A 26,954-nucleotide genomic window follows, 5' to 3' on the forward strand; every position below is an offset into this window, starting at 1 on the left:
TCGCTCCGCTCCGGTCGGTGCTAAACGAACATATGAATAGTGTACAAAAATAGTACATGTTAAAAAATAGACAAATAATTATATTGGATACATTGTATAAAATTTAACATTGTACCCTGAAAAGAACATGAAAAGTCACGGATACTTTTCGATCCCCTATTGATTTCACGCAATGGAAGGGTTATAATATTAACAATATAACTTGAAAAATTCTGCCGGGCGGCAGCCTGGAGATAGAAAGGGAGCCTTTTATGCATATATTAAATGATGAGAATGGGAATCCGATTGCTCACGGAGGACAAGACAAGGAACACCCATCTCGTACAAAAAAAGAGGAGAACATTGCTTTGCTTCAGTTTATGCTTTCACATAATGAGCATCATGCCGAGGAACTTGAAGAGATGGCTCATCAGCTGAAAGAGCAGGGAATGGGTGATGCTGCTAAGAAGATTTCAGAGGCGGTAGAGAATTTCAATGAAGGAAATAAACGACTGAGCCTTGCACTGACACTGGTGAAAAGATAAAGGAGGTCTGTATAGTATGTGCCTTGCTACAGTATATAAGGATAATGATGATACAACAGCAATCTGTAAAAACGTGTCCAGAATCGATGTCGATGGAGATTTTGTGCGAATTAGGGATATTCTGGGTGACGAGATGAGACTTCAGGGAAAGATTCTCATGGTCGACTTGGCAAACAGTATTGTAAAACTGCAATGCGATTAAAACAGGTAAATACTTATGATAATAAGTTTTACATAGTAACTATCAATAAATGGAAGCGGAGGTAAAGTAACTATGAAGCTTACGGATATTATGAAGAAGAGGACGATGTTCTCTTTTGAAGTATTTCCGCCGAAGACAGATGAGGCCATGGTTAAGCTTGGCAAGACCCTGGAACACCTCTATGAATTCAAACCTGACTATATTTCGTGTACCTATGGGGCAGGTGGAAGCAATGTGGGAAGAAACCTGGAAGTCTGTAAGAAAATTAAAGAGGCTGATAATGATACAATTCCTGTCACTCACTTTACATGTGTGGGAAACACAAAAGAAGGTGTGAAAGAGCAGCTCCAGAATTATCTGGACAATGGTATTAATCATATGCTGGCTCTTCGAGGGGATCTCCCTTATGGATGGACGGGAACGAATGGAGATTTTGCATATGCGACAGATTTACTCGCATATGTGAGAAAAGAATTTGGCGATCAATTCGAGATTGCGGTATCGGGATCTCCGGAAGGACATATCACATGCGGAACACTTGAGGCCGATATTGCACATTTAAAACAGAAACAAGATGAAGGAGCTGACTATATCATGACACAGCTCACTTATGATATGGAACAATTTAAGTACTGGTTTGATACGATTCGAAAGGCGGGAATTACACTTCCGGTCGATGTAGGTGTGATGCCTGTAGTGAATAAAGATTCTGTTATCAATATGTGTCTATCCCGCAACGGATCAGCAATACCGAGAAAACTTGCGGAGATCATCTCACATCACTGGTTTGATAAAGATCCAGATGGAAATCCACTTCCGGAAGTAAAAGAGGCCTTTCGGGAAGAAGGAATTAATTACACTGTAAACCAGCTTCATGAATATATGGCGATCGGTGTCGATGGAATCCATCTGTATGCAATGAACACATGGAAGAACAGTACTGAAATTTTGAACCGTGCGGGGATTCGCACATTGGTAAATTAAAGTAACAGATTATGTTTATTCTGGTAAAGATTTGACAATAAATGGATGTGAAGGCTGAGAAAAACATACTAAGCTTTCTTAATAATGGCGGAAATTAAGGAGTATCATATGAGTGAATTCAAAATGACGACAGTTGAAGAACTTGAGGCTGCAACCGATCGCCTGCTGGAGACAGGTGCAAAAGTTGGTGCAGATGCATGGCAGTTTCGAGTTAAAAATCAGACACCGCACTGTAAGTTTGGCGAGACAGGTGTCTGCTGCAAAATCTGTACAATGGGGCCGTGTCGTGTTACAAAAAAATCGCCCAGAGGCGTCTGCGGGTGTGATGTGCACGGAATCGTGGCAAGAAATTTTCTGAGGTTTACGGCAGCCGGATCGGCAACACATTCTGATCATGGACGTGAAATCTGCAACACACTGTATCAGACGGCAGAGGATGGAAACTACAAAGTTAAGGATCCGGAGAAACTGCTTCGGATTGCAAAAGAGTGGGAAATTGACACCGAGGGCAGAGATATCTATGATGTGGCTCACGATGTTGCGTATACAGCGCTTACCGAGTATGGGAAACCTTTTGGTACCCAGAGATTTTTAAAAAGAGCTCCAAAACATACACAGGAACTTTGGGAGAAGAATGAACTTGCACCACACGCAATTGATCGTGAGGTTTCCAGATCCTTACATATGACCCATATGGGCTGCTCTTCGAAACCGGCGCCTCTTATTAAGCAGTCGATTCGAAGTGGACTTGCCGATGGATGGGGCGGTTCTATGATGGGAACCGAATTCTCGGATGTCATGTTCGGAACACCAAAGCCAATAGATACAGAGGCAAACTTAGGTGTTATGTCAGAGGAAAATGTCAACATCGTAGTACACGGTCACGATCCCTCACTTTCTGAGATGATCTGTGAATATGCGGATGATCCCAAAATGATTGCTTATGCAAAAGAAAAGGGAGCAAAAGGGATCACTGTTTCTGGGATATGTTGTACCTCCAATGAAGTGGCGATGCGGCGGGGAGTGCCGATGGCAGGCAATTTCCTTCAGCAGGAAAATATCGTACTGACAGGTGCCTGTGAGGCGATCGTTGTGGATGTTCAGTGTATATTCCCGGCACTGGGGCCATTGAGTAAATGCTTCCATACGAAGTTTGTGACAACCTCACCAGTTGCACAGATGCCGGATTCAGATTTCATCCGTTTTGATGCGAAAACAGCGGCTGAAAATGCAAAAGAGATCATCAAGATGGCCATTGATAATTTTGAGAATCGAAAACCAGAACTTGTTCATATCCCTAAACTGAAACAGAAAGCTACCGTGGGATATTCAACCGAGGCAATCGTCAAAGTACTTGACGGCGTAGCCAACACACAGGTAGACGAGATGGGAACAACCAAACCGTTGATTGAATGTATCACATCCGGTGTGATTCGCGGTGCAGTGGCTATGGTTGGATGTAATAATCCAAAAATACGCCCGGATTATGCACATGTCGAACTGATGAAAAAGCTGATTGCAAACGATATAATTATTATTTCATCTGGTTGTTCTGCTCAGGCGGCTGCAAAAGTCGGACTGATGGATAAAAGAGCTAAAGATCTCTGCGGTGCCGGACTTAAAAGGGTCTGTGAACTTGCAGATATCCCCCCGGTACTGCATATGGGTTCCTGTGTGGACATCAGTCGTATGGTGATTCTTGCATCGTCACTGGCTAAAGATTCAGGTCTTAATATTTCACAGCTTCCTGTTGTCGGCTGTGCACCAGAATGGATGTCCGAAAAAGCGGTCTCTATCGGAAACTATGTAGTAGGAACCGGAATAGACACTTTCCTTGGAATTGACCCCTGTGTCAGTGGGTCGGATGAGGTAGTAGATCTTTTGACTGGCGGAACGAAAGACTGGGTGGAAGCATCATTTACAGTGGAAAAAGATATAGACAAATTGGGTGACAAGATGATTGAACGTATTGAAGAAAAAAGGAATGCTCTTGGCATCTGACGAAGTTCACGAAAGGTGACATGAAATGAAGATTGCGGTGACAGGTAAAGGCGGAGTGGGTAAGACCACATTCGCCGCTATATTGGCCAGGTTATATGCAGATGAGGGTAAGGAGGTATTGGCAGCAGATGTAGATCCTGATGCGAATCTCGGATTGGCACTTGGCTTTTCTGATGAGGTGCTTGAATCTATCGTCCCAATCAGCAAGATGAGAAAACTGGTGGAAGAGCGGACAGGTGCCAATTCGGAAAATCGTTTCTATAAGCTGAACCCGCAGGTGAGCGATATTCCGGATACGTATGCAAAAACTGCGAATGGTGTAAAGCTGCTTGTTCTCGGAACGGTTGAAACAGCGGGAAGTGGCTGTGTGTGCCCGGAACATGTGATGTTAAAACGAATTATCAATAATTTGATTTTACATCGTGATGATGTGGTTATTATGGATATGGAGGCCGGTCTTGAACATCTTGGCCGGGGGACAACTGAGAATATGGATCAGTTTATCGTTGTGATTGAACCAGGTGCCAGAAGTGTTCAGACGTATAAAAATGTAAAACGTCTGGCGCATGAACTGGGGGTAGAACAGGTTCATGTAGTTGCCAATAAAGTGCGTGATGGCAGGGACGAGGCATTTGTCCGGGAAAAAATACCGATTGAGGATCTGCTGGGCGTGATCCATTATAATCCGGAAATCATGGATGCGGACCGGCAGGGATGTTCACCATATGAATTCAGTAAAACGGTAGTGGATGAGATTCGGGTAATGAAGGACAAGATAGATCAGGTATCTTAAGATTCCTGAATCCGTCACAGAAAAGGAGGAAAAATTTTGACTTTATTTGATAGAGTTTTTAGCGGAAATGATGCTGTATATGCTTTGACGGAGAATGCAATAGATGATGCCATAAAGAAATATGGAGAAGACAAAGCGGTAAAGTTTCCAGATACTGCCTATTCTCTTCCCTGTTATTATGCAGTGACAGGAACAAAAGTGGCAGATCTGAAAGGATTGAAAGAAGCTCACGGTGTCGTTAAAACATTGATGACGAGGGAACCGCGATTGAATGATGCTTTTATGTCAGGAGTTGCCACAGCACTCTGTGCGGAATTTATTGAGGTTCTGAAATATATTGACGGGGCAGTTCCTTACGAAGAGCCGCTGTATGGTCATCTTCCGGATGCTGTCATCCGAGAACTTGGTGTGCCGCTTGTTACGGGTGACATTCCCGGTGTTGCTGTTATTATAGGGGGAGCACCAACCACGGAAGAAGGCGTTGCACTGGTCAAGAGTTATCAGGCACAGGGCATTCTTGTTACTCTTGTAGGTGAAATTATCGATCAGTGTGCAGAAGCCGGATATAAGACAGGAGCTAATGTACGCGTGATACCGCTTGGAAAAGATATCACCTCCGTGATTCATGTTGTCTCTGTTGCCATTCGAGCGGCTCTTATTTTCGGAAATATTAAACCGGGGGATGCGAATGCTCTGATGGAATATACGATGAAACGTGTTCCGGCATTCGTAAATGCCTTTGCACCTCTGGATGATGTTATCGTTGCATGCGGAGCTGGTGCGATTGCACTTGGATTCCCTGTTGTCACAAATGAGACAGAGAATATCTTCAAAGTTCCGAAGAGCTTGATTGTTCAGCCGGACGTGAGCAAATTTAATGCCACTTCTCTGGAGGCACGTGATATAAAGATTAAGATCACTAATATTGATATTCCGGTCGCATTTGCTTCCGCATTCGAAGGCGAGATTATCAGAAGAAAAGATATGCAGGTGGAATTTGACGGATCACGCGTAGACTGCTGTGAGCTTGTCAAAGCCAAAGATATGAATGAAGTGGAAGATCACAAGATTGAATTGATTGGGCCGGATCTCGATGAATTCGAAGTTGGAAGCAAACATAGTATTGCATATATCGTAGAAGTTGCCGGTAAGAATATGCAGCCGGATTTCGAACCGGTTTTTGAGCGCAAATTCCACAGTTACATTAACTGTATGGAGGGAGTAATGCATACCGGGCAGCGTGATATGATTCGTCTTCGCATCAGCAAAGATGCCTTTGATGCGGGACTTCGTGCAAAGCATATCGGAGAAGTACTGTATGCGCAGGTTAAAAACGAATTCGAGGCTGTTGTTGATAAATGTCAGGTGAAGATTTATACAAATGAAGCAGACTGCACACGAATTCGTCATGAAGTTGCCATCCCTGCATTTGATCATCGAGATGAGAGGCTTTCGACGATGACAGATGAGTCAGTACCTGTTTATTACAGCTGTATTCTCTGCCAGGCATTTTCACCATCTCATGTGTGCGTGGTGACTCCAGAAAGGCTGGGACTTTGCGGAGCTGTTTCCTGGCTTGATGCAAAAGCGACACATGAACTGGATCCGAATGGTCCCTGTCAGGTGATAACAAAGGAAAAAATGATCGATGAGAGAATTGGAGAGTATGAGGATGTAGATGAATCTGTCAAACGCCTTTCTCAGGGAGCATTGGAAGAAGTATCATTGTATTCAATTATGGAAAAACCGATGACATCCTGTGGATGTTTTGAATGTATCTGTGGCATTGAGCCATTCTCTAATGGTGTATGTATCACTAACCGTGAGTATGCCGGACAGACACCGCTTGGAATGACATTCCCAGAACTGGCATCTATGACAGGGGGCGGTGTCCAGACACCGGGATTTATGGGACATGGAAAACACTTTATTGCATCCAAAAAATTCATGAAAGCAGAAGGCGGAATTGAGAGAATCGTCTGGATGCCGAAAGACTTGAAGGATCAGGTTGCAGATCGTGTAAATGAGACTGCGAAAGAACTTTACGGGATAGATAACTTCTGTGACAGGATTGCAGATGAAACCATTACCACCGATCCGGAGGAATTGGTGGCATGGCTGACCGAAAAGAATCATCCGGCACTCAGCATGGAACCAATGATCTAGATACAATTACTGTTTAGTCTCTGTCCCGGCGGGGCAGAGCGAAGCGAAATCTCGCCGGCGAGCTAAACGTTTCAAAGAAAAACAGAATTAATTTTAAGGAGGCTTATTAACATGCCGTTTCAATGCAAACCACAAAAGTTTAATGCATCTATCAACAAAGTTGATATTGGATGTGATGAACATGCAATATCATTAGGAGGAGAGAATACGTTCCCTTTTTACAGTTTTGACGGTTCCGTAGGTGATGGCCCCAAGGTAGGGGTAGAGATTACAGATATGGAGATGGATAACGAACCACAGGGGGTCAAGGACTATTATGAAGGATGTCAGACTCTGGCGGAGATCGCTAAAAAAGCTGAGGAAATGCAAGGAGCAGATTTCGTCTGCCTGCGTCTGGAAGGCGGAGATCCAAACGGTGCAGATAAACCGGTCGAGGATCTGGTTGCCGTGGCAAAAGAGGTTTCAGATGCCATTACGGCTCCTCTTGTAATTGAAGGATGTAAAAATGTAGAAAAAGATGGTCAGCTGCTTCCGAAAGTGGCGGAAGCACTGCAGGGCAAAAATGTACTGTTTTTGTCGGCAAGAGAAGAGGATTATAAAACAATCGGCGCCGCTGTAGGTCTGGCTTATAACCAAAAAGTCGGAGCAGAGTCGGCAGTCGATATTAATCTCGCAAAACAACTGAATGTTGTGCTTACACAGTTAAATGTAAAACCTGAAAGTATCGTGATGAATGTCGGAACAGCGGCATCCGGATATGGATATGATTATGTGATATCTACCATGGATCGTATTCGGGCGGCAGCTCTTTCGCAGGACGATAAGATGCTTCAGATGCCAATTATTACTCCTATCGCTTCAGAAACCTGGGTTGTAAAAGAATCCATAGCTTCGGAAGAAGAGGTTCCGGAATGGGGTTCAAAGGATGCACGTGGAGTCTCCATGGAAGTGCAGACGGCTGCAGCTTCTCTGGTATCCGGTTCCGATGCCGTAATCTTAAAGCATCCGAAATCTGTTGCAGCAATTTCGAAAATGATAAAAGAATTAGTTTAATTCGAAAACAGGAGGATAAAAATGGCATTAACAGGTATTCAAATATTTAAGATGACACCAAAGAAAAACTGTAAGGAGTGCGGGTGCCCTACATGTATGGCTTTTTCCATGAAAGTCGCTCAGGGGGCTATGGACATATCGGCATGTCCGTATATGTCTGAGGATGCTCTTTCGCAGCTGTCAGAAGCGACAGCTCCACCTATGAAGACAATAAAAGTCGGAACCGGTGACAGCGAATATTCACTTGGCGGTGAGACTGTGCTATATAGGCATGAAAAGACATTTGTCAGCAAAACAAGATATGCAGCATCTCTGGATACACAGATGGATGATGTGACAGCCGATGAGAGAATTAAATCAATTGCAAAAGTTGACTACGTACGTATCGGTGAACGTATGCACACAGAGATGGTTAATGTAAACTATCTTGATGGTGATGCATCAGAAAAGTACATGGAATTGGTAAAAAAAGCTGCGGAGACAGGAAGATGTCTGATTCTTTCCTGCAAGGATGTAAAGACGGCAGAGGCAGCTCTTGAAATCTGTAAAGAAGCAAAACCAATATTAAATGGTGCAGATGTTTCTAACTACAAGGAAATGAATGATGTGGCACAGGCGGCCGGCGTTGTTCTGGGAGTCTCCGGATCAAATATTAGTGAATTATATGATACGACGGCAGCCCTTGAAAAACTGGGAAATAAGAATCTGGTTCTTGATGTGACAGCTGATACAGTAAAAGAGACTTTCTCTAATGCCGTACAAGTACGTCGTTCAGCAATCAAAGATACAAACCGCACCTTTGGTTATCCCTCAATTGTAAATGCTGCAAAACTTGCAAGAGGAGATAAAGCGTTTGAACAGACTCTTGCCTCTGTATTCACCATGAAATACGGTTCAATTGTGATTGTAGATGAGATGGACTATGCTTTGGCTCTACCACTTTACGGATTGAGACAGAATCTGTTCACTGATCCTCAAAAGCCGATGAAAGTAGATCCGGGTATCTATCAGATCAATGGCGGTGATGAGAATTCAATCTGTCTGACAACTGTTGATTTTGCACTTACTTATTTTCTGGTTTCCGGAGAACTGGAACGTTCCGGAGTACCGGTAAATCTTGTAATCTCCGATGCGGGCGGACTTTCCGTGTTAACTTCCTGGGCTGCAGGAAAGTTCTCAGCGACTTCAATCTCCAAATATATCCTTGAAAATGTAGAGGATAAGGTGAAATCCAGAAAGCTTGTGATTCCAGGCAAAGTTGCGGTGTTAAAAGGTGATCTGGAATCAAAACTTCCGGGATGGGAAGTGATTGTGGCACCTCTTGAAGCAGTACAGCTTGTAAAATTCCTGAAAGATATGCAGGCGAACAGTCAGTTATAAGGATTAATTATTGAATATTAAGGAGAAAAGACATGGCAAAATTTATTACGATTGGTGAAAGAATTCATTGTATTTCCCCGGCAATCCGTGATGCTTTTAATACACGTAATCCGGAAGCTATTCTAAAGCGGGCAAAGGAACAGTTAGATGCGGGTGCAACATATCTTGATGTCAATATCGGCCCGGCTGAAAGCGATGGACCGGACCTTATGAAATGGGCAGTTCAGTTAATCCAGCAAAACTTCGATAATGTTCCGCTGGCATTGGACACATCAAATAAAGCAGCTATAGAAGCTGGCATATCCGTATATAATCGTTCAAAGGGGAAACCAATTGTCAACTCTGCTGACGCAGGAGATCGTATCAGCTACATTGATCTTGCAGCGGCGAATGATGCGATTGTTATCGCCCTTTGTTCCAACGGTCCTATTGCAGCGGACAATGATGAACGTATGGTACACTGCCAGACGATGCTTGAGCACGGCATGGAACTTGGCATGGAAGAAACGGACCTTTGGTTTGATCCTCTGTTTGTCGTGGTAAAGGGAATGCAGGACAAACAGATGGAAGTTTTGGAAGCTATTAAGATGTTCTCCGATATGGGACTGAACTCAACAGGTGGTCTGTCCAATAACTCAAATGGTATGCCAAAAAATATACGTCCAATCATGGATTCTGCTATGGTTGCCATGGCGATGATGCAGGGGCTGACATCGGCAATTGTCAATCCTTGTGATCAGAGACTGATGGAGACAGTAAAATCCTGTGACGTATTAAAAGGGAATACGCTGTACGCGGACTCCTATCTGGATCTGTAAGTTTAAAAGGAGACACAAGAGAGGTCGAACACTGATAAATAAGTGGAGATATATCGCATGTGTCTCCCTTTTTACAGGTATGTTCGTGAAAATATAAACGATCATGTCAAAAAATAGACATATGCCTGTAACAGTGTAAAAGCATTGTAAGTGACAATACAATATGATATAGTTGACGCAAAGACCGAAAGGAAAAGGGGGCATAAAGATACATGTATGAAGTTACTTTTCAGTTTGATAATGGGGAGAGCGTGACTAGTTTTGCCACTTCTGGTGAAAATCTCCTGGAAGTGGCGAGAAAGGCGAATGTTCCGATCGACGCCCCGTGTTCTGGAAACGGATCCTGTGGGAAATGCCGTGTTCGCCTTCTTGCAGGCGGCTTAAACTCCACAAAGACCAGGCACATTACCGATGCAGAGTATGAAGAGGGAATACGACTCGCCTGCCGAAGTACGATCTGCGATGAAGTGACGATTGGGGTTCCCGATATTGCGTCGGCATATAAAAGCAGGATGAAAGTAGCGGATCTTAGTTCAAAAGATGAGATCAAAATTTTCGAGGAGGCAAAACATAAGGTGATTGATGCGGACATACCTCTTTCGAATACGATGAGGGTTGTGGAAGTTCTTATGAATTCCCCGACGCTTGATGACACCATGCCAGATAACGAACGATTTGAGAGGGCATTAAAACACGAGGTGAATTCAAACATTGCTCGAATTCCTTACTCGGTTTTAAAGAAAATGCCAGATGTATTGCGTTCAAACGATTTTAAGGTGAAGGCCGTAATACGCCAGACAGAGAAAGATGTCTTTGTCTATGACATCTATGGTATTGATGAGAAAGTTATTATCGGAGGTTTGGTGGTTGATATCGGCACCACAACAGTCTCAGCCCTCATCATTAATATGGAAAACGGGCAGGTGCTTGCAAAAGGATCGACAGGAAATGGACAGATTCGTTATGGAGCGGACGTGATCAACCGAATTATTGAGTCTCAGAAACCAGGAGGACAGGAAAAACTCCAAAGAGCAATTGTAGATGAGACATTAAATCCTTTGATTGCAAAGATGTGCAGTGAAACGGGATTTGATCCGGACCATATCTATCGGATGGCGGTCGCTTCTAATACGACCATGAATCATCTTCTGATGGGGATCAATGCGGATCCCTTAAGAAAAGAACCTTATATACCAACTTTTTTTAAGACGAATTCGTTGTATGCTTCGGATATTTCCATTCATATACACCCGGATGCACATATCATCGTATCACCAAACATCGGCAGTTACGTAGGAGGAGACATTACAGCGGGAACATTTGTCAGCATGATCTGGAATCAGCCGACATTTTCTCTTTTCATAGATTTAGGTACCAACGGGGAACTTGTATTTGGGAACTCAGATTTTTTGATGAGCTGTGCTTGTTCTGCGGGGCCTGCCTTTGAGGGAGGTGATATCAGCTGCGGCATGAGGGCAACAGATGGTGCGATAGAATCCTGTAGGATTGATTCAGACACTATGACGCCGCAGTTTAAAGTTATCGGCGAAAAAGATACGAAACCAGTCGGTATCTGCGGGTCAGGTATTATTGATCTGATCTTTGAGCTATTCAGCTGTAAGATCATTTCACCGAAGGGTAAATTTGTTCGCGAGGGAGAACGCATCAGACATGACCATTATGGCATGGGAAGCTATGTTCTGGTTTTTCGGGAAGATGCCGGAGGAGAAAAGGATATTGAAATCACGGAGGTTGATATTGATAACTTTATCCGTGCGAAGGGAGCAATTTTCTCGGCTATTCGAACGATGCTGGCAACATTGGGTTTTGATGTTTCAATGATCGATGACGTTTATGTGGCAGGCGGAATCGGGAGTGGAATCAATATGAAAAAAGCAGTGGGCATTGGTATGTTTCCTGATATCTCTATTGAGCGGTTTCACTATATCGGAAATTCATCTCTGACAGGGGCGTACACGATGCTTCTTTCCACACAGGCTGAGAAAAAGACCTACGAGGTAGCCCGTAATATGACGTATTTGGAATTATCTACAGTATCCGGATATATGGATGAGTTTGTCGCAGCATGTTTCCTGCCGCATACAGATTCCAGACTTTTTCCTTCACTTGAGATCGCTGATCAGAAAGGGGAGGTATAAGATGGATCCGGGATATAGAAAAGACAGCAAAGAAATGCTTCCATATGAATATTATCTGAAGTTGTATCAGGAGACGGATCCTTATGATATCTTAAAAAGAACGGATATTGTATATGATACAATGACAGCATCCTTTCGATTGCATATGATGGGAGTCACGTATCAGATAACCTATCCTGACTTTAATGTCCGGCATATAGACGGCGAGAAGATAGGATGGTATCCGCTCGAGGGAAAAGCGAATGCAAGGATTCTGGTACTTCGTTACCTAAACGAGGGCGTTCGTGCACCTGCATCCGGAAAATTCCTGACCTATCGGGAAATACCCTGGGGTGAGGTATATTATAAACAATTTAATGGCAGATGTATCAGCCGGCTGGCATTCGGATTCGGAAACAAACTTGAAAAGTTTGAGGAGATTATGAACAAAATCGGTGCAGTAAAGCTAAAAGCAGGAGATGTTTCATACGAATTCGAATTTATAGATGATTTGAAGCTTCGTATGATTCTATGGGAGGGGGATGAAGAATTCCCGCCTTCTGCTCAGATACTTTTTTCTGATAATTTTCCAATTGCTTTTCATCAGGGAGAAGATATGGCTGTTGTCGGTGATGTTGCAATTGACATGTTAAAAGCATTGGACAAATAAGAAACACTTATAATAGTTAACTTGTAGAGTAGGCATTGCGCGTAAAGTGTCTTATGGATGGGAAGTTGCCTGAGAACGAAGGAGCAAGATAAGCTCCACGATGTAATGCCGCATCCGCTACTACATGTAAGGAGATATAGTTCCCTTAATGTAGTAACATATGATACCGCTATGTATGGAGCAATCTGCGGTATTAACTTTGGGACCCGAAAAATTGAAAGGGGATTATATCATGAATGAAAACCATTTAATAAAATGGAATTTAAGGACTGTTGTATTTTTAGGAGTTCTCGTTGCGATGCAGTTGGTGCTTACCAGAGTTTTCGTAATAGAACTTGGATTTGTCAGAATATCTCTTGGAAGTATCTGCACGATTCTGTCTGGTCTTTGGTTTGGACCGGCAGCAGGTGCTTTAGTCGGGTTTTCTGCCGATGTAATGGGATGTCTTATGAAAGGGTATGTATTAAATCCGCTCATCACAATTGCTGCAATGCTCTGGGGAGTGATTCCGGCTCTGTTTCGACCATTATTTTCAAGGGGCAGTAAAATAAAAAAACATGTCTGGCTCAGTGTGGGAATTGCGTTGAGCGCGGTTTTCTGCACATTGGGTTTTGGAACTGCCGGATTAGTACTGATGAATGGATATAATTTTTATGCGATTATGCCTGCTCGTCTGATACAGTTTTGTGTCATGACAGTTATCTATTGTCTGATTACGAATCTTCTTTATTTCAGTTCACTCACTTCTGTGGTAAAAGGTGTGAGTAGCCGCAAGCTTTGAGCGATACGAGGAACAAAAAAAGGAATATTTTGAGTCAATTATGTGAAGAAAGCAAGTTTCGACAGTATGAAAATGGAGGAAAAATATTATGGGATTTAAGACGGATATTGAAATTGCACAAGAATCTGAGATGCAGTCAATCAAAGAAATTGCCAAAAAAGCAGGTATCGATGAAGAATATCTGGAACAATATGGGAACTATAAGGCGAAGATAGACTATAAACTGCTGAAAGAATCAGATGCGGAAAACGGAAAACTAGTGTTGGTTACAGCCATTAATCCAACCCCTGCCGGAGAGGGGAAGACGACGACTACCATTGGTCTTGCTGATGCGCTGCAAAGACTTGATAAAAACACAATGGTTGCACTGAGAGAACCATCTCTGGGACCGGTCTTCGGAGTCAAAGGAGGTGCCGCAGGAGGCGGTTATGCACAGGTTGTTCCGATGGAGGATATTAATCTGCACTTTACCGGTGATTTTCACGCAATCGGTGCGGCGAATAACCTGCTGGCAGCCATGATTGACAATCACGTCTTCCATGGAAATGAGCTGAATATTGATACGAAGAATATCACATGGAAGAGATGTGTGGACATGAATGACCGTCAGCTTAGAAACATTGTCGACGGGCTGGGCGGAAAATCAAATGGAGAACCAAGAGAGGATGGCTATGATATCACAGTTGCATCCGAGATAATGGCTGCACTTTGTCTTGCCGAAGATCTCACTGACCTGAAAGAACGTCTTTCCAGACTGGTGATCGGATATACATACGGAAAAAGAACAGAACAAAAACAGGTGACAGCAGGGGATCTACATGCTGAAGGTGCCATGTGTGCTCTTTTAAAGGATGCCTTGAAACCCAACCTTGTTCAGACACTGGAGCATGTGCCTGCGATCGTACATGGAGGACCTTTTGCCAATATCGCACATGGCTGCAACTCCGTGATCGCGACAAGAATGGCATTAAAATTAGGTGATTACTGCATTACGGAAGCCGGATTCGGTGCAGATCTGGGTGCCGAAAAATTCCTGGACATCAAATGTCGTCAAACCGGGCTGAAACCGAATGCAGTTGTTCTTGTGGCAACGGTTCGTGCTTTGAAATATAATGGCGGAGTATCAAAAGATGATCTGGGAATTGAAAATCTGGAAGCATTGAAAAAAGGTCTCCCGAATCTGATGAAACATGTAAACAACATCAAAAATGTATACCATCTGCCTTGTGTTGTGGCTATCAACGCATTTCCGACCGATACCAGAGCTGAATTATCACTGATCGAAGAAGAATGTAAGAAGGTTGGTGCGAATGCTGTATTGTCAGAAGTCTGGGCAAAAGGAGGCGAGGGTGGTATTCGTTTGGCAGAAGAAGTGATCAAACTTTGTGAAGAAGATAACAGTGGATTCACATATTCCTATGATCTGGATGGCAGCATTGAGGATAGACTGAATCAGATTGTACAGAATATATATGGTGGAAAACGTGCAGTACTTACGGCGGCTGCACAAAAACAGGCTGAACAGCTTGAGAGACTAGGATATGGAAAATATCCGGTATGCGTGGCAAAGACACAATATTCATTGACCGATGATGAGACAAAGCTTGGTGCGCCAAAGGATTTTGATGTCACCGTTCGTGAATTGAAGATTTCAGCAGGGGCTGGTTTTATTGTGGCACTGACTGGTAAGATTATGACGATGCCGGGACTTCCAAAACGCCCCGCTGCAGAGAAGATTGACGTAGATGAGAATGGAAAAATAGTAGGACTGTTTTAATTCTAGTGAAAAGATGCGGAGGATGATGAAAAATGGTTTTTTCTGAGGTTTCCTGCAGAGAATTTGTAGATGTTCTGGGGTCGAAAGCCCCAGTTCCGGGCGGCGGCGGTGCATCCGCCCTCGTCGGAGCCGTGGGCTGTGCCCTCGGCAATATGGTTGGAAGTTTGACTGTGGGAAAGAAGAAATATAAAGATGTAGAAGCGGATATGTATGGACTGATAGAACGGGCGGAGAATCTTCAAAGGGATCTGCTCGGACTGATACAGCGTGATGCAGAGGTTTTTGAACCTTTGTCTAAAGTTTATGCTATGAAGCATGACACAAAAGAACAGAAGCAAGAAAAAGCTGAAGCGATGGAGAAGGCACTTCGGGAGGCCTGCACAGTTCCTGTAAAGATTATGGAAAAGACCTGTGAGACGATAGAACTGTTGGGCCAATTTGCCTCAAAGGGATCCGTTATGGCGATCAGTGATGCCGGTGCGGGAGCTGCATGTTGCCAAGGGGCACTGAAAGCGGCCAGTTTGAACGTTTATATCAATACGAAGTCTATGCAAGACAGATCCTATGCAGAGCAGCTAAATAAGAATTGTGATCAGATGATAGAAAAATATACGAAAATTGCCGGAGATATCTTTGATGATGTCTTATTGCGGCTGAAATAAGAGGATGAGGAGAGCAAAATGGCAAAAAGACTGCTTGGAAAAGAGGTAAATCAGGCCTTAAATAAGCGCATAACAGAAAATGTAAACTTACTTCAGAATCAGGGAATTACACCAAAACTTGCAATCATCCGCGTAGGTGAGAATCCAGGGGATATCTCATATGAAAAGGGAGCCACCAAGCGTTGTCAAACACTTGGTGTGGCTTGTGAAAAAATTTTATTGTCGTCTGATTCCACACAAGAGGAACTTTTGAAGGTTATCGATCGTTTAAACAAGGATGATGAGATTCATGGCGTGTTACTGCTTCGTCCTCTTCCAAAGCATCTAAATCAGGAACAGATTGAAAATGCCCTTGTTCCTGAAAAAGATGTAGATTGTATGACGGACTCCTCGATGACCGGTGTATTTACAGGAAAATCTATTGGATTTCCACCCTGTACAGCACAGGCATGTATGGAAATTCTGGATCATTATAAGATAGACTGTACTGGCAAGAGGGCAGTGATCGTGGGGAGAAGTCTGGTAGTCGGCAAACCAACTGCCATGATGTTGCTGTCAAAAAATGCGACGGTTACAATCTGTCATACAAAGACAAAAGATATGGCATCCGTGATTCGTGAGGCAGACATCGTGATTGTTGCAGCCGGTCGTCCGGGGGTAGTAGATGCCGAATGTCTGCGCCCGGGGCAGATTGTCATTGACGTCGGAATTAATGTTGATCAAGACGGAAAACTCTGCGGAGATGTGGATTTCTCTCAAGCAGAGACAATCGTGGATGCGATTACTCCGGTGCCGGGCGGTGTTGGAAGTGTTACCACTTCTGTATCAGTGAGTCATGTTGTAGAGGCGGCTGTGAAAAAAGCAGGATTACAGTAGTCCGAGATAATATATAATCTTTTTACCTTTATAATCTAGTCATATTTCTATTCTTTCTATCATATAGTGTAGCAGTATCAGGCTATAGAAATATATGGGAAAGGACAGGAACAAAAGTGTATGGATACATTTGCTGTTTACAAAGATATACAAGCCCGTACTAACGGACAGTTTCTGGTGGGGGTTGTCGGACCGGTAAGAACAGGTAAATCTACATTTATCCGCAGATTTCTGGAGGTATTGGCACTTCCAAACCTGAAAGAACAGGATCAGAATGAAATTAGGGATCAACTTCCTCAAAGTGGTTCCGGGAAACTGATTACGACTGTTGAGCCAAAGTTTATCCCGAAAGATTCCATGGAAATTGATCTGGGTTCGGATACCAAGGTAAACTTAAGGCTAATTGACTGTGTTGGGTTTATGGTTCCCGATGCACTTGGAAATATGGAAAATGAAAAAGAACGGATGGTAAAAACTCCATGGTTTGAGGATGCAGTTCCCTTTGCCCAGGCAGCGGAGATTGGAACAAAGAAGGTGATTTCAGACCATTCTACGATCGGACTTTTGGTTACTACGGATGGTTCATTCGGTGAGATACCGAGAGAAAACTATGTCGGTGCAGAGGAAAAGACGGTACAGGAACTGAAGAAACAGGGGAAGCCTTTTGTTATAATTCTAAATACCGTGCGGCCGTACAGTGAAGATGCACAGAATCTGGCGAATGAAATTAGCCAAAAATACCAGGCAGACTGTATTCCGGTCAACTGCGACCAGCTTCGAAGGGATGACATTGTCAAGATTCTGGAACATATTCTCTATGAATTTCCTGTACGTCAGGTAGAGTTTTACATACCTAAATGGGTGGAACTATTATCCCTTACAAGTCCTTTAAAGAAGCAGCTAGTTGAAAAAATTAAAGAAATGTCGTCAAAGATACGATACGTGAGGGATGTAAAGAGCCAGGCTGTAACGCTGGATTGTGACTACGTAAAGGAAACAAACCTGATGAATCTGGATCTTTCTACGGGCATCGTTAAAATCCGCATTGATATGAAAGAGAAGTATTACTACGAGATGATGAGCCAGATGACAGGGGTAGACATCGAAGGAGAATATGATTTGATGCATACACTACAGGAATTGTCTCTGATGAAGCAGGAATATGTCAAAGTTAAAAACGCACTTGAATCCGTGCGCGGGTGCGGTTATGGTGTTGTGATACCGGAAAAAGGGGAAATCACCATGGATGACCCAGTATTGATTAAACAAGGAAATAAGTTTGGTGTAAAGATGAAGTCGACCAGTCCTTCTATTCATATGATTAAAGCTAATATTGAGACTGAGATTGCTCCTATTGTAGGTACGGAGGATCAGGCTAACGATCTGATTGCCTATATCAAAGAAAGCTCAAAAAAAGAAGACGGAATCTGGAATACGAATATATTTGGAAAGTCTGTGGAACAATTAGTAGAAGACGGCATAAAAACAAAGGTTGCACAGATTACCGAAGAAAGCCAAGTGAAACTTCAGGACTCTATGCAAAAGATCGTAAATGACAGCAAGGGTGGGATGGTATGTATTATTATTTAATTTCCCCTTGAAATAAAATGTTGACGGCGTTATAATTAACATTAACAAAAGAAGTATTTTGAAAGAAAAAATCGAGTATTGTCGTAATTTCCTGGAATGTTCGATGCTCCTATTATTTTGAACCTACAATTACTTTAAACGGGATGCTTATTATTGTTCTGTGGATGTCAGGCCACCCTGGAAACAGATGTCAGTGGAAGACAAAAGCATTAACTGCGGCGGCCCACCTAGCTGTAGCTAGGAGTCAAAAAATAGGAAACGGCATTTCGGGGTTACCAATGAAAAAAAGGAGCCACTGTATCGTTACAGCAGCTCCTTTTAGTTGTATGCTTGATTGTGTGGGCATGAAGCAAGCAATACATGGTATCATGAAGGCGCTGAAGAATCAAAAGATATAAAAGGAGAACTATATGTTAAAAGAAAGTTTTGGAATATTACCGGATGGAAGTAAAGCGTGTCTTTATACATTGAAGAATAAAAGTGGTGCAAGTATCAGCGTATCTGATTTTGGATCACTTTTAGTCAAGGTTTATATGCCAGACCAAAAGGGGATGTTAAGAGACATCGTACTGGGATATGATAATGTCAATGACTATAGAACAGGCAGCGGCTGCTTTGGTGCTGTGGTTGGAAGATGTGGAAATCGTACAGCTCATGCAAGATTTCAGCTGAATGGAATTACCTATCGTCTGACGCCAAATGAAAATAATAATAATTTGCACAGCGGTCCGAATACCTATGACAAAAGAATGTGGACAGTATCAAATGTTACGGATCAGGAAATAACACTTTTTTTAGTTAGCCCAGACAAAGACCAGGGATTTCCCGGATGTCTGAAAATTTATGTTACATATTCACTTACAGACGACAATTGCGTCATAATACATTATCAGGGGACTTGTGACCAGGATACAGTTTTGAATATGACCAATCACAGCTATTTCAACCTGAACGGCGCAGATAGCCAAACGACCGTGGAAGATCATTTGCTTAAGATCTATGCGGATATGTATACACCTGTGGCCGATTCTGCGTCCATTCCCACTGGAGAGATTACTGCAGTTCGAGGGACCCCCTTTGATTTCACAGAAGAAAAGAGAATTGGACAAGATCTCCATGTGGATTTCGATCAGTTAAGATACACCGGTGGTTATGATCATAACTTTGTTTTGAGAAAGGGAGAGGGCATTCGCGAGATGGCTGTGGCAGTCAGCAAAGAAAGTGGTATTCGTATGCGCGCTTATACAGACTGCCCTGCAGTACAATTCTATACTGGAAACTCGATCGGAAATAAGAAAGGAAAAAGAGGTGCAATCTATAAAGATCTTGGTGGATTTTGTCTGGAGTCACAGTATTGTCCGAATGCTGTTAACACACCGAATTTTCTATCTCCGGTTCTAAGGGCAAATGACAGTTATGACTCCGTGACCACATATAAGTTTGAAGTGATTTAACAACCTTTTGACCTTTGTATCATATAATATAGGTATGAGAATGAAATGGGAAAATATCTTATTACTATTATTATGCGTTGGCGGTCTGATCTACTCAGGTCAAATTCATGAGAACAATGAACCGGCTTTTGAAAAACCGATCAAGACGGTGTCTCCTTCCAGGAAGCCAGACAAGACAAAAGAAGCTGTTTCAGGAGAAAAAGAAAGAAAAACTGTGTCTGAGGAGGGCGGTATAAGTGATCCGTCGTTGAAACAGCCTGCGGAAAAAACAATCCGTGTATTGATTAAAACACAGGATTTTGAAGGGGATTACCATTCCGGCTTAACACTTGTCTGCAACAGCAATACGAAGACAGAGGACGGCAGCAGGACATTTACGGCTGGTGATACCATCTCGTTGGATATGGGAAGTGACCTCTTTGATCAGGAAGGAGCTCTTAAGCTGTTTCCTGAGGATGAAAAAGCAGGATTTACGGTGACCTCTGTAAAAAGAGAACAGGGAACACCAACCTATGAAGGTAAATTTGAAATATACAGATCAAAAGAAGGTATGCTTCTGATCAATGTATTAAATCTTGAAACTTATCTGAAGTATGTGGTTCCAAGTGAGATGCCTTCAACCTATGAGGCAGAGGCATTGAAGGCACAGTCTGTCTGTGCCCGTACATATGCATATAAACATATGCGGGATACTTCTTTGGCCAATAAGCATGCAGACGTGGATGACAGCGTGTCATACCAGGTCTATAATAATGTTTCGCGCCAGGCTGTCACAGATCAGGCAGTCGATGAAACAGCAGATCAGGTAATGATGTGTGACGGAGAACCAATCACAGCTTATTTTTTTTCCACCTCTTCGGGGTCGACGAGTACGAATGAAGTCTGGTCGGAAACACCCGAGAAATATCTTCAGTGTGTAAACAGCGGCGGACTGGAAAGCTCAGAACCCTGGTTTCGGTGGAATGTTACCCTTCCCCTTGATTATCTGAATCATCAGATTGAAAAATTCAATATCGGTACACTCCAGGCAATCATCATTTTAAAAAAGAGCTCCGGGGGTGCAGTAGATGAATTAAAGCTGGTGGGAAGTAATGGAGAAAAGATATTAGACAGTGAATATACCATTCGGCAAGTATTGTCTACGAAGGGAATACCTGTAAACAGACAGGATGGAACTATGACTACAAAGATGAGCCTGATGCCGAGTGCTTATTTTACATGCACACCGGTTTATGAACAGGATCAGGTGACGGGATACTATTTTGAAGGCGGGGGATATGGGCATGGAGTGGGGATGAGCCAGAATGGAGCAAATCATCTTGCCGCTTCGGGGAAGAAATGGCAGGAGATATTAAATTATTTCTACAAGGAAATTGACCTGTGCCCAATTGTATGATATGCTTGCCAAGATATCACTTGATGAAAGGCTAAGGAAACAGTAATGCAGAATTTTATGAAGGAAGCCCGGGAGTTTACGAAGAGACTCAGCCATGATAATGTAGGAGCGTTTGCAGCGCAGGCGGCCTACTTTATTTTGCTGTCTCTTATTCCCATGCTTTTACTTTTTATGACTCTTATACAATTTACCAGCGTCTCGAAGGATATGGCCAGCAATATGTTGATGCAGGTAGTTCCAGCGGAGTTTCAAAGTCTGGTTGAGAGAATTATTGGGGAAGTCTATGCAAAATCCACTTCCGTCGTGCCGGTGTCTCTTGTCGTTACCCTCTGGTCTGCGGGGAAGGGTGTCAATGCACTTACGGCCGGATTTAACAGTATCTATCATGTTCCGGAGACACGGGGGTATATTATAGGGAGAGTCCGCTCTGCCTTTTATACTCTGATGTTTATTCTGGCCGTGATAGCCTCACTGGTGTTGATGGTATTTGGAAACACAATCCAGAAGTCTCTGGAAAAGTACGTGCCGGTACTTGCCAGAGTTACTTCCTTTATTTTAAGTATGCGGACACTTATTATGGTTGTCGCTTTGACGGTCCTCTTTCTCTTTTTGTATAAGTTTATACCGAACCGGAAAACTGCATTTCGCAGTCAGCTTCCGGGGGCCATGTTCTCTTCAGTTGCCTGGGCAGTTTTTTCACTTGGATTTTCCTTTTATCTAGATAATTTCCCGGGGTTTTCTAATATGTATGGCAGCCTCACAACCCTTGTAATTGTGATGTTGTGGATGTACTTTTGCATGTACATCATACTGATCGGCGCGGAGATAAATTTTAATTATGAGGACAAGTTGAAAGGCCTGCAAAATTCCACCAAAAGGAGAATTCGAGAGGAGTATCAAAATCTCATCGACAATCCAAGAAAAGATGACTAGAAAAATAAAATAATCGAAGAGTAGTTGCGTATCTGAACCGGGTGTGGTAAAGTATAGATAAATTTCTATATTTGTCATGCCCGACATTTCTTTTATGCGAAACGCTTCCCGGCGTTTACGCAGATCATCTAAGAATTCACGGCTGTTTCGGCCGTATTTCAAATCTTACAACAATTTCATATAAGGAGAATGTCACATGAAAAGACAAACTTTATTTCAGAGAAGAATGAATTTTGTTATGGCTCTTATTCTGCCAATTCTAATATTATCGACAATGCTTTCACATCCTCTCAAGATCTACGGAGATTCTGAAAATGCTGTTGTGACAAGGGGGAAGAGAATACCTTATCCGAAAGAGATCGGAGGCGGGTGGTCTACGTTTTATTATTATCTTGACGGAAATCTTGTCTATTGTCTGGAACCCCCAAAAGATAGTCCGAAAAACGGTACCGTTGTAGAGACGAACCCCCTTTTGGGAAATGAATCGCTCGAGAAAGTACTGTACTATGGATATGGCGGTCCGGAAGACTGCACGGATATTTTTATGGGCTGGGCTGATGATGACCTCAGATATTTATTTACGCATATTGCGGCATCTTTTGCCTATTGCGGTTTCGATGGTCTGAAAGGTTGTAATCAGGAGCTGCTTGAGGAAGCCGGAGTATGGGCATACATTGAGTATATTGAGAATCTTCCTGCCGTGCCTGACACGCAGCTGTCATTTACAAGTTCAGAGATTGAAAGCCACATGGAGGATACCATTCAAAGGACCGGGGAGATCACCCTGCAAGGAGATGCACGAAACGAGATACAGATTCCACTTTCGCCAGACATCACCCTTCACAACGACACACAGAAAACAGAGATTACGGGGAAGACAGCCACAGTTCACGGTGGGGACACTTTTTACTTTTCTGCACCGCTTATCGATTTAGAAGACTATGAAAGTGGAGAACTCTATGGAAGTCTGGATAAAAGCTGGAGATCTATCATAACGAAGACGGAGGGAAGCTATCAGGTGCTAGGCGGAATTAAGCCATATAAGGAGAAGTCGGTACCTGTAAAACTACGGATCAAATGGGCAAGGATTCCTTTTGAGGCATATCTGAGGATAAGGAAAGTTGACAAGAATACACAAAAACCAGTTCTTCTTGCGGGCGCATCTTTTAAGATACGAAATCTCGACACAAAGGAAGACATGATTTTAGATTATCAAGGACAGAAAATCAGTGAATTTACCACGGATGATACCGGAGTAATCACAACTCCTCTGAAATTAAGTGAGGGAAAGTATGAGGTAAGAGAAGTACATGCTCCGGCTGGATATCTTCTTTCCGATGAAAAAGCGGTCTTTACTGTTGAAAAATCAGATTCACTTTCTGGGGATGATCAGAACGCTGTGATTGACGTGGTGATGACTGATGAACAACAAAAAGGCAGAATCGAGATACAGAAGCACGGACAAAAACTTCATGGGTATGAGGATGATTTTCTTTATAACGACGATGTTCTGGAAGGTGTAAAGTTTTCGGTTTCAGCCGCAGAGGATATCTATACCCCAGATCATCAGACCGATGAGAACGGTAACAGAATTCTGGACAGTTATCAAGGAACTGAGCTTCGCAAAGGGGCCAAATTAATTGAAATAACAACAGATTTGGCAGGCATAGCCTCTCTTTATGATATTCCGCTCGGAAGATATGAGATACGGGAGATTGAGACACAAGACGGTTTTTTAATCTCGGACGAGCCTTTCATATTGGAAGTGCCTGTAGAGCCTGAGACGGAGAATGAATGTGTGGTGTCCTATGATTGTGAAAATATCAGGCAGAGGACAAGATTATCGCTTACCAAAACAGATGAAGGCACCAATAAGCCGCTTATGGGGGTTGTTTACGGAGTTTATGCAAATCAGGATTTTTTTGCAGCAGACCAGGTTGTTGTAAGCAAAGATACCCTGCTTCAGGAAAAGACCACAGATCAGGATGGAAATCTTACCTTCGATTTGGACCTGCCTCCGGGGCTTTACTATGTAAAAGAGCTTAAAGCACCGGAGGGATACATCAGAGATGAAACCAAATATGAGGTAGATCTTACCGGTAAAGAAGATGCTGAGAAAAAAAATCCAGAAATCATAGAGAAACATCTGGAATTGACGAATAAAAAAGAAGTACCACCTGCACCGCCTACTCCTACGCCTCCCACACCGCAGGAAGAGATACCACAATTGCCAAAGAAAGAAGCAAAGAAACTTGTACAGAGCACACCCGTGAAAACGGGAGACGAATCGGAAATCAGTGAGGCAGCAGCTATCACGGCTGCAAGTGGCTTATTAGTCACTGTGCTCTTGGTACTCAAAAAAAAGAGAATAAAAACCCATTCCAAGTGTAAGTGATTTATGTTACAATTATAATTAAAATGTGAAGAAATCCGTGAGTTTAGGTCAGAATTTTGGACTGAGGATATTTCAAAGGAAGAGACTGATGAAGGAAGAAGATATTATAATAATTGGCACAATAGTATGTTTGCTTATCGTTATGATACTGGTAATGATAAAAAATAACTTTGCCAGGAAAAAACGTCTGCTTGAACGAATTCGAGAAGGGTGGGGGAAAGTTTCGGACCGGGAATACAGTGAGAATGAACTTGCCGGCATTAAGAAATATAGCGAGCGCATGCGTGGTGAACAGTTTTATCTGGACGATATCACCTGGAATGATCTGGGCATGGATGATATCTTCTTTCTAATCAATAACACCATGTCTTCTTGTGGAGAAGATTATCTCTATGCAATGCTCAGATTACCCTTATCTGATGAGAAAACATTAGATGAGAGGGAACGGCTGATTACTTATTTTAGTGAACATGAGAATGAACGAATTGCCTTACAGAGAATCTTCGCCTCGATTGGAAAAATTAAAGATATTTCCCTTACCGATTATGTATATCGGATTAATAATGCGGACAGAAAGAAAAAGGGAAAGTACATTTTTTTGTGTTTTTTATCATTCATCTCAATTGTCACACTGTTTCTGATGCCTTTAGCAGGTGTGTTGTTCTTTCTGGCTATTGCTGTTGTCAATATTTCTGTGCATCTAAAGGATAGTAGTTCTATGGAGCCTTATTTTAAGAGCTTGTCATGTATTCTTCGTGTTTTATATGCAGCGGATGAATTGAAAAAGCTTCATATTCCAGAGATTAAGAACTATACAGGGCGGATTGCAGAGGATGCACAGAAGATGAAAACTATTAAAAGAAAAGCCCGAATGCTTACTAATTCGAAGGGAATGGAGGATTTCTGGGCGCTTCTTGCATCGTATATTAATAGCTTCTTTCTACTGGATTTCATAATGTTTTATGGAGTTTTGGACGAATATGACGGACATATAAAAGAAATAGAGGAACTAATTGAGTTAATTGGCATTCTGGACAGTGCACTTGCTGTCTCTTCTTTCAGAGAATATCTTCCTTTTTATTCAAGTCCAGAGTTTATCGATGAAGATCCTGTCTCATTGGAGGTGCATGATCTTTACCATCCGCTGATTAGTGATCCGGTGGCAAACAGCATTTGTGTATCTGGAGGGGTACTGATCACTGGGTCAAATGCATCCGGGAAGTCCACATTTTTGAAAATGATTGCGGTAAATGCTATTTTGGCTCAGTCGATGCATACTTGTATTGCATCACAATATCGTGCGTGCAAATTTAAAGTGATGACATCTATGGCACTTCATGATAACCTTCTGGGCGGTGAGAGCTATTTCATTGTGGAGATCAAATCTCTGAAAAGAATTATGGATGAAGCAGAAAAAGGAGAGCCGCTGCTTTGTATTATTGATGAAGTGCTCAGGGGAACCAACACGATCGAACGAATTGCGGCATCTTCTGAAATTTTAAATGCACTTAGTTTGTCTCATGTTGTGTGCTTTGCGGCAACTCATGATATTGAGCTGTCACAGATATTGAAAGATGTCTATGAGAATTATCATTTTGAGGAAGAAGTAACAGGACAAGATGTGCGATTCAATTATATGTTAAAACCAGGAAACGCTTCAAGCCGCAATGCGATCACACTGCTTGAGATGTTGGGTTATGACAAAAGTATTGTGAAAGATGCGAGAGCTGAAGCTGGAGTTTTCGAAACTGAAGGCATCTGGAAACCGTTAAAAGGAGAAGATAAGAATGAAGGTTGATATCTATACAGATGGAGCAGCAAGAGGGAATCCGGACGGACCGGGTGGTTACGGCTGCGTACTGCGATATGTAGACACGAAAGGTGGTGTTCATGAAAGAGAGTTTTCACAGGGATATAAGAAGACAACAAATAACCGCATGGAGCTTATGGCTGTTATCATAGGCCTCGAGGCATTAAAGAAGCCCTGCGATGTGGATGTCTATTCTGATTCCAAGTATGTCGTTGACTCCTTTAACAAACATTGGATTGATAACTGGATCAGCAAGGGTTGGACGAGAGGAAAGAATGAAAAGGTAAAGAATGTCGAACTCTGGAAGAGACTTTTGAAAGCGATGAAACCTCATAACGTAAGATTTTGCTGGGTCAAAGGTCATGCCGGAAATCATTTTAATGAACGTTGTGACAAACTGGCTACAGCTGCAGCCGATGGTGCTGATCTGATTGAAGATAACATAATGTGAGGGCTTGACAAGAAGGAAATCCTTTTGTATACTTGCTAATATAGAAAAAGCTGTGACAGGAACAAGTAACCGAGAAGAAAAACGGACAGAAAGCTGCCGG

General features: G+C 42.7%; 22 protein-coding genes, 1 other RNA gene, 1 riboswitch and 1 other annotated feature (1 of these 25 only partly in view). All 23 genes read left to right on the forward strand.

The window, feature by feature from the left end; all coding sequences use genetic code 11:
- Window positions 1-251: 251 nt before the first annotated feature.
- Window positions 252-524: a cobalt transporter gene (locus tag INP51_RS05930; protein WP_193736802.1), complete on the forward strand. Its 273-nt coding sequence runs from the start codon at window positions 252-254 to the stop codon at window positions 522-524.
- A 16-nt stretch (window positions 525-540) separates the two neighbouring features.
- Window positions 541-726 (forward strand): CooT family nickel-binding protein, encoded by a 186-nt coding sequence (locus INP51_RS05935; RefSeq protein WP_193736803.1) that lies wholly within the window; start codon window positions 541-543, stop codon window positions 724-726.
- Window positions 727-798: 72 nt separating this feature from the next.
- On the forward strand, window positions 799-1,710 hold the full coding sequence (locus tag INP51_RS05940; protein WP_193736804.1) for a methylenetetrahydrofolate reductase: 912 nt from the start codon (window positions 799-801) through the stop codon (window positions 1,708-1,710).
- 108 nt (window positions 1,711-1,818) lie between these two features.
- The gene (gene cooS / locus INP51_RS05945) at window positions 1,819-3,711 is read left to right on the forward strand and encodes an anaerobic carbon-monoxide dehydrogenase catalytic subunit (RefSeq protein WP_193736805.1); all 1,893 of its coding nucleotides are present in this window, start codon (window positions 1,819-1,821) and stop codon (window positions 3,709-3,711) included.
- Between the two features lie 25 nt (window positions 3,712-3,736).
- A complete protein-coding gene (locus tag INP51_RS05950; RefSeq protein ID WP_193736806.1) occupies window positions 3,737-4,504 on the forward strand; it encodes an ATP-binding protein in 768 nt (255 codons plus the stop codon).
- A 36-nt stretch (window positions 4,505-4,540) separates the two neighbouring features.
- Window positions 4,541-6,670, forward strand: coding sequence for an acetyl-CoA decarbonylase/synthase complex subunit alpha/beta (gene acsB / locus INP51_RS05955; protein WP_193736807.1), 2,130 nt, complete (start codon window positions 4,541-4,543; stop codon window positions 6,668-6,670).
- A 111-nt stretch (window positions 6,671-6,781) separates the two neighbouring features.
- On the forward strand, window positions 6,782-7,723 hold the full coding sequence (gene acsD / locus INP51_RS05960) for an acetyl-CoA decarbonylase/synthase complex subunit delta (protein ID WP_193736808.1): 942 nt from the start codon (window positions 6,782-6,784) through the stop codon (window positions 7,721-7,723).
- Window positions 7,724-7,744: 21 nt separating this feature from the next.
- Window positions 7,745-9,103: an acetyl-CoA decarbonylase/synthase complex subunit gamma gene (gene acsC, locus INP51_RS05965; RefSeq protein ID WP_193736809.1), complete on the forward strand. Its 1,359-nt coding sequence runs from the start codon at window positions 7,745-7,747 to the stop codon at window positions 9,101-9,103.
- Window positions 9,104-9,135: 32 nt separating this feature from the next.
- On the forward strand, window positions 9,136-9,921 hold the full coding sequence (acsE, locus tag INP51_RS05970) for a carbon monoxide dehydrogenase/acetyl-CoA synthase methytransferase subunit (RefSeq protein WP_193736810.1): 786 nt from the start codon (window positions 9,136-9,138) through the stop codon (window positions 9,919-9,921).
- 212 nt (window positions 9,922-10,133) lie between these two features.
- Window positions 10,134-12,080, forward strand: coding sequence for a corrinoid activation/regeneration protein AcsV (acsV, locus tag INP51_RS05975; protein WP_193736811.1), 1,947 nt, complete (start codon window positions 10,134-10,136; stop codon window positions 12,078-12,080).
- Window position 12,081: 1 nt separating this feature from the next.
- Window positions 12,082-12,729 carry a DUF3786 domain-containing protein gene (locus INP51_RS05980; RefSeq protein WP_193736812.1) on the forward strand — a complete coding sequence of 216 codons (648 nt, stop codon included), beginning with the start codon at window positions 12,082-12,084 and terminating at the stop codon, window positions 12,727-12,729.
- Window positions 12,730-12,751: 22 nt separating this feature from the next.
- Window positions 12,752-12,851, forward strand: a riboswitch (THF riboswitch).
- Between the two features lie 110 nt (window positions 12,852-12,961).
- The gene (locus INP51_RS05985) at window positions 12,962-13,510 is read left to right on the forward strand and encodes a folate family ECF transporter S component (protein ID WP_193736813.1); all 549 of its coding nucleotides are present in this window, start codon (window positions 12,962-12,964) and stop codon (window positions 13,508-13,510) included.
- 88 nt (window positions 13,511-13,598) lie between these two features.
- On the forward strand, window positions 13,599-15,287 hold the full coding sequence (locus INP51_RS05990) for a formate--tetrahydrofolate ligase (RefSeq protein ID WP_193736814.1): 1,689 nt from the start codon (window positions 13,599-13,601) through the stop codon (window positions 15,285-15,287).
- A gap of 32 nt (window positions 15,288-15,319) precedes the next feature.
- Window positions 15,320-15,949 carry a cyclodeaminase/cyclohydrolase family protein gene (locus INP51_RS05995; RefSeq protein ID WP_193736815.1) on the forward strand — a complete coding sequence of 210 codons (630 nt, stop codon included), beginning with the start codon at window positions 15,320-15,322 and terminating at the stop codon, window positions 15,947-15,949.
- 18 nt (window positions 15,950-15,967) lie between these two features.
- A complete protein-coding gene (locus INP51_RS06000; RefSeq protein WP_193736816.1) occupies window positions 15,968-16,825 on the forward strand; it encodes a bifunctional 5,10-methylenetetrahydrofolate dehydrogenase/5,10-methenyltetrahydrofolate cyclohydrolase in 858 nt (285 codons plus the stop codon).
- Between the two features lie 120 nt (window positions 16,826-16,945).
- Entirely contained in the window at window positions 16,946-18,415 is a 1,470-nt protein-coding gene (gene spoIVA / locus INP51_RS06005) for a stage IV sporulation protein A (RefSeq protein ID WP_193736817.1), read from the forward strand.
- A gap of 85 nt (window positions 18,416-18,500) precedes the next feature.
- Window positions 18,501-18,692, forward strand: a non-coding RNA gene (gene ssrS, locus INP51_RS06010) — 6S RNA.
- A gap of 133 nt (window positions 18,693-18,825) precedes the next feature.
- Entirely contained in the window at window positions 18,826-19,869 is a 1,044-nt protein-coding gene (locus tag INP51_RS06015) for an aldose epimerase family protein (RefSeq protein WP_193736818.1), read from the forward strand.
- A gap of 40 nt (window positions 19,870-19,909) precedes the next feature.
- Window positions 19,910-21,265 carry a SpoIID/LytB domain-containing protein gene (locus tag INP51_RS06020; RefSeq protein WP_193736819.1) on the forward strand — a complete coding sequence of 452 codons (1,356 nt, stop codon included), beginning with the start codon at window positions 19,910-19,912 and terminating at the stop codon, window positions 21,263-21,265.
- A gap of 57 nt (window positions 21,266-21,322) precedes the next feature.
- Window positions 21,323-22,198, forward strand: coding sequence for a YihY/virulence factor BrkB family protein (locus tag INP51_RS06025; RefSeq protein WP_193736820.1), 876 nt, complete (start codon window positions 21,323-21,325; stop codon window positions 22,196-22,198).
- Window positions 22,199-22,394: 196 nt separating this feature from the next.
- The gene (locus tag INP51_RS06030; protein ID WP_193736821.1) at window positions 22,395-24,593 is read left to right on the forward strand and encodes a SpaA isopeptide-forming pilin-related protein; all 2,199 of its coding nucleotides are present in this window, start codon (window positions 22,395-22,397) and stop codon (window positions 24,591-24,593) included.
- Window positions 24,594-24,681: 88 nt separating this feature from the next.
- Window positions 24,682-26,391 (forward strand): MutS-related protein, encoded by a 1,710-nt coding sequence (locus tag INP51_RS06035; protein WP_193736822.1) that lies wholly within the window; start codon window positions 24,682-24,684, stop codon window positions 26,389-26,391.
- Window positions 26,381-26,854 (forward strand): ribonuclease HI, encoded by a 474-nt coding sequence (gene rnhA / locus INP51_RS06040; protein ID WP_193736823.1) that lies wholly within the window; start codon window positions 26,381-26,383, stop codon window positions 26,852-26,854. Before INP51_RS06035 ends, rnhA begins: the two co-directional genes overlap by 11 nt.
- Window positions 26,855-26,897: 43 nt before the next feature.
- Window positions 26,898-26,954 (forward strand) — a binding site (T-box leader); it runs 226 nt beyond the window's last position.

This window comes from Blautia liquoris, assembly GCF_015159595.1.
GTDB lineage: Bacteria > Bacillota > Clostridia > Lachnospirales > Lachnospiraceae > Novisyntrophococcus > Novisyntrophococcus liquoris.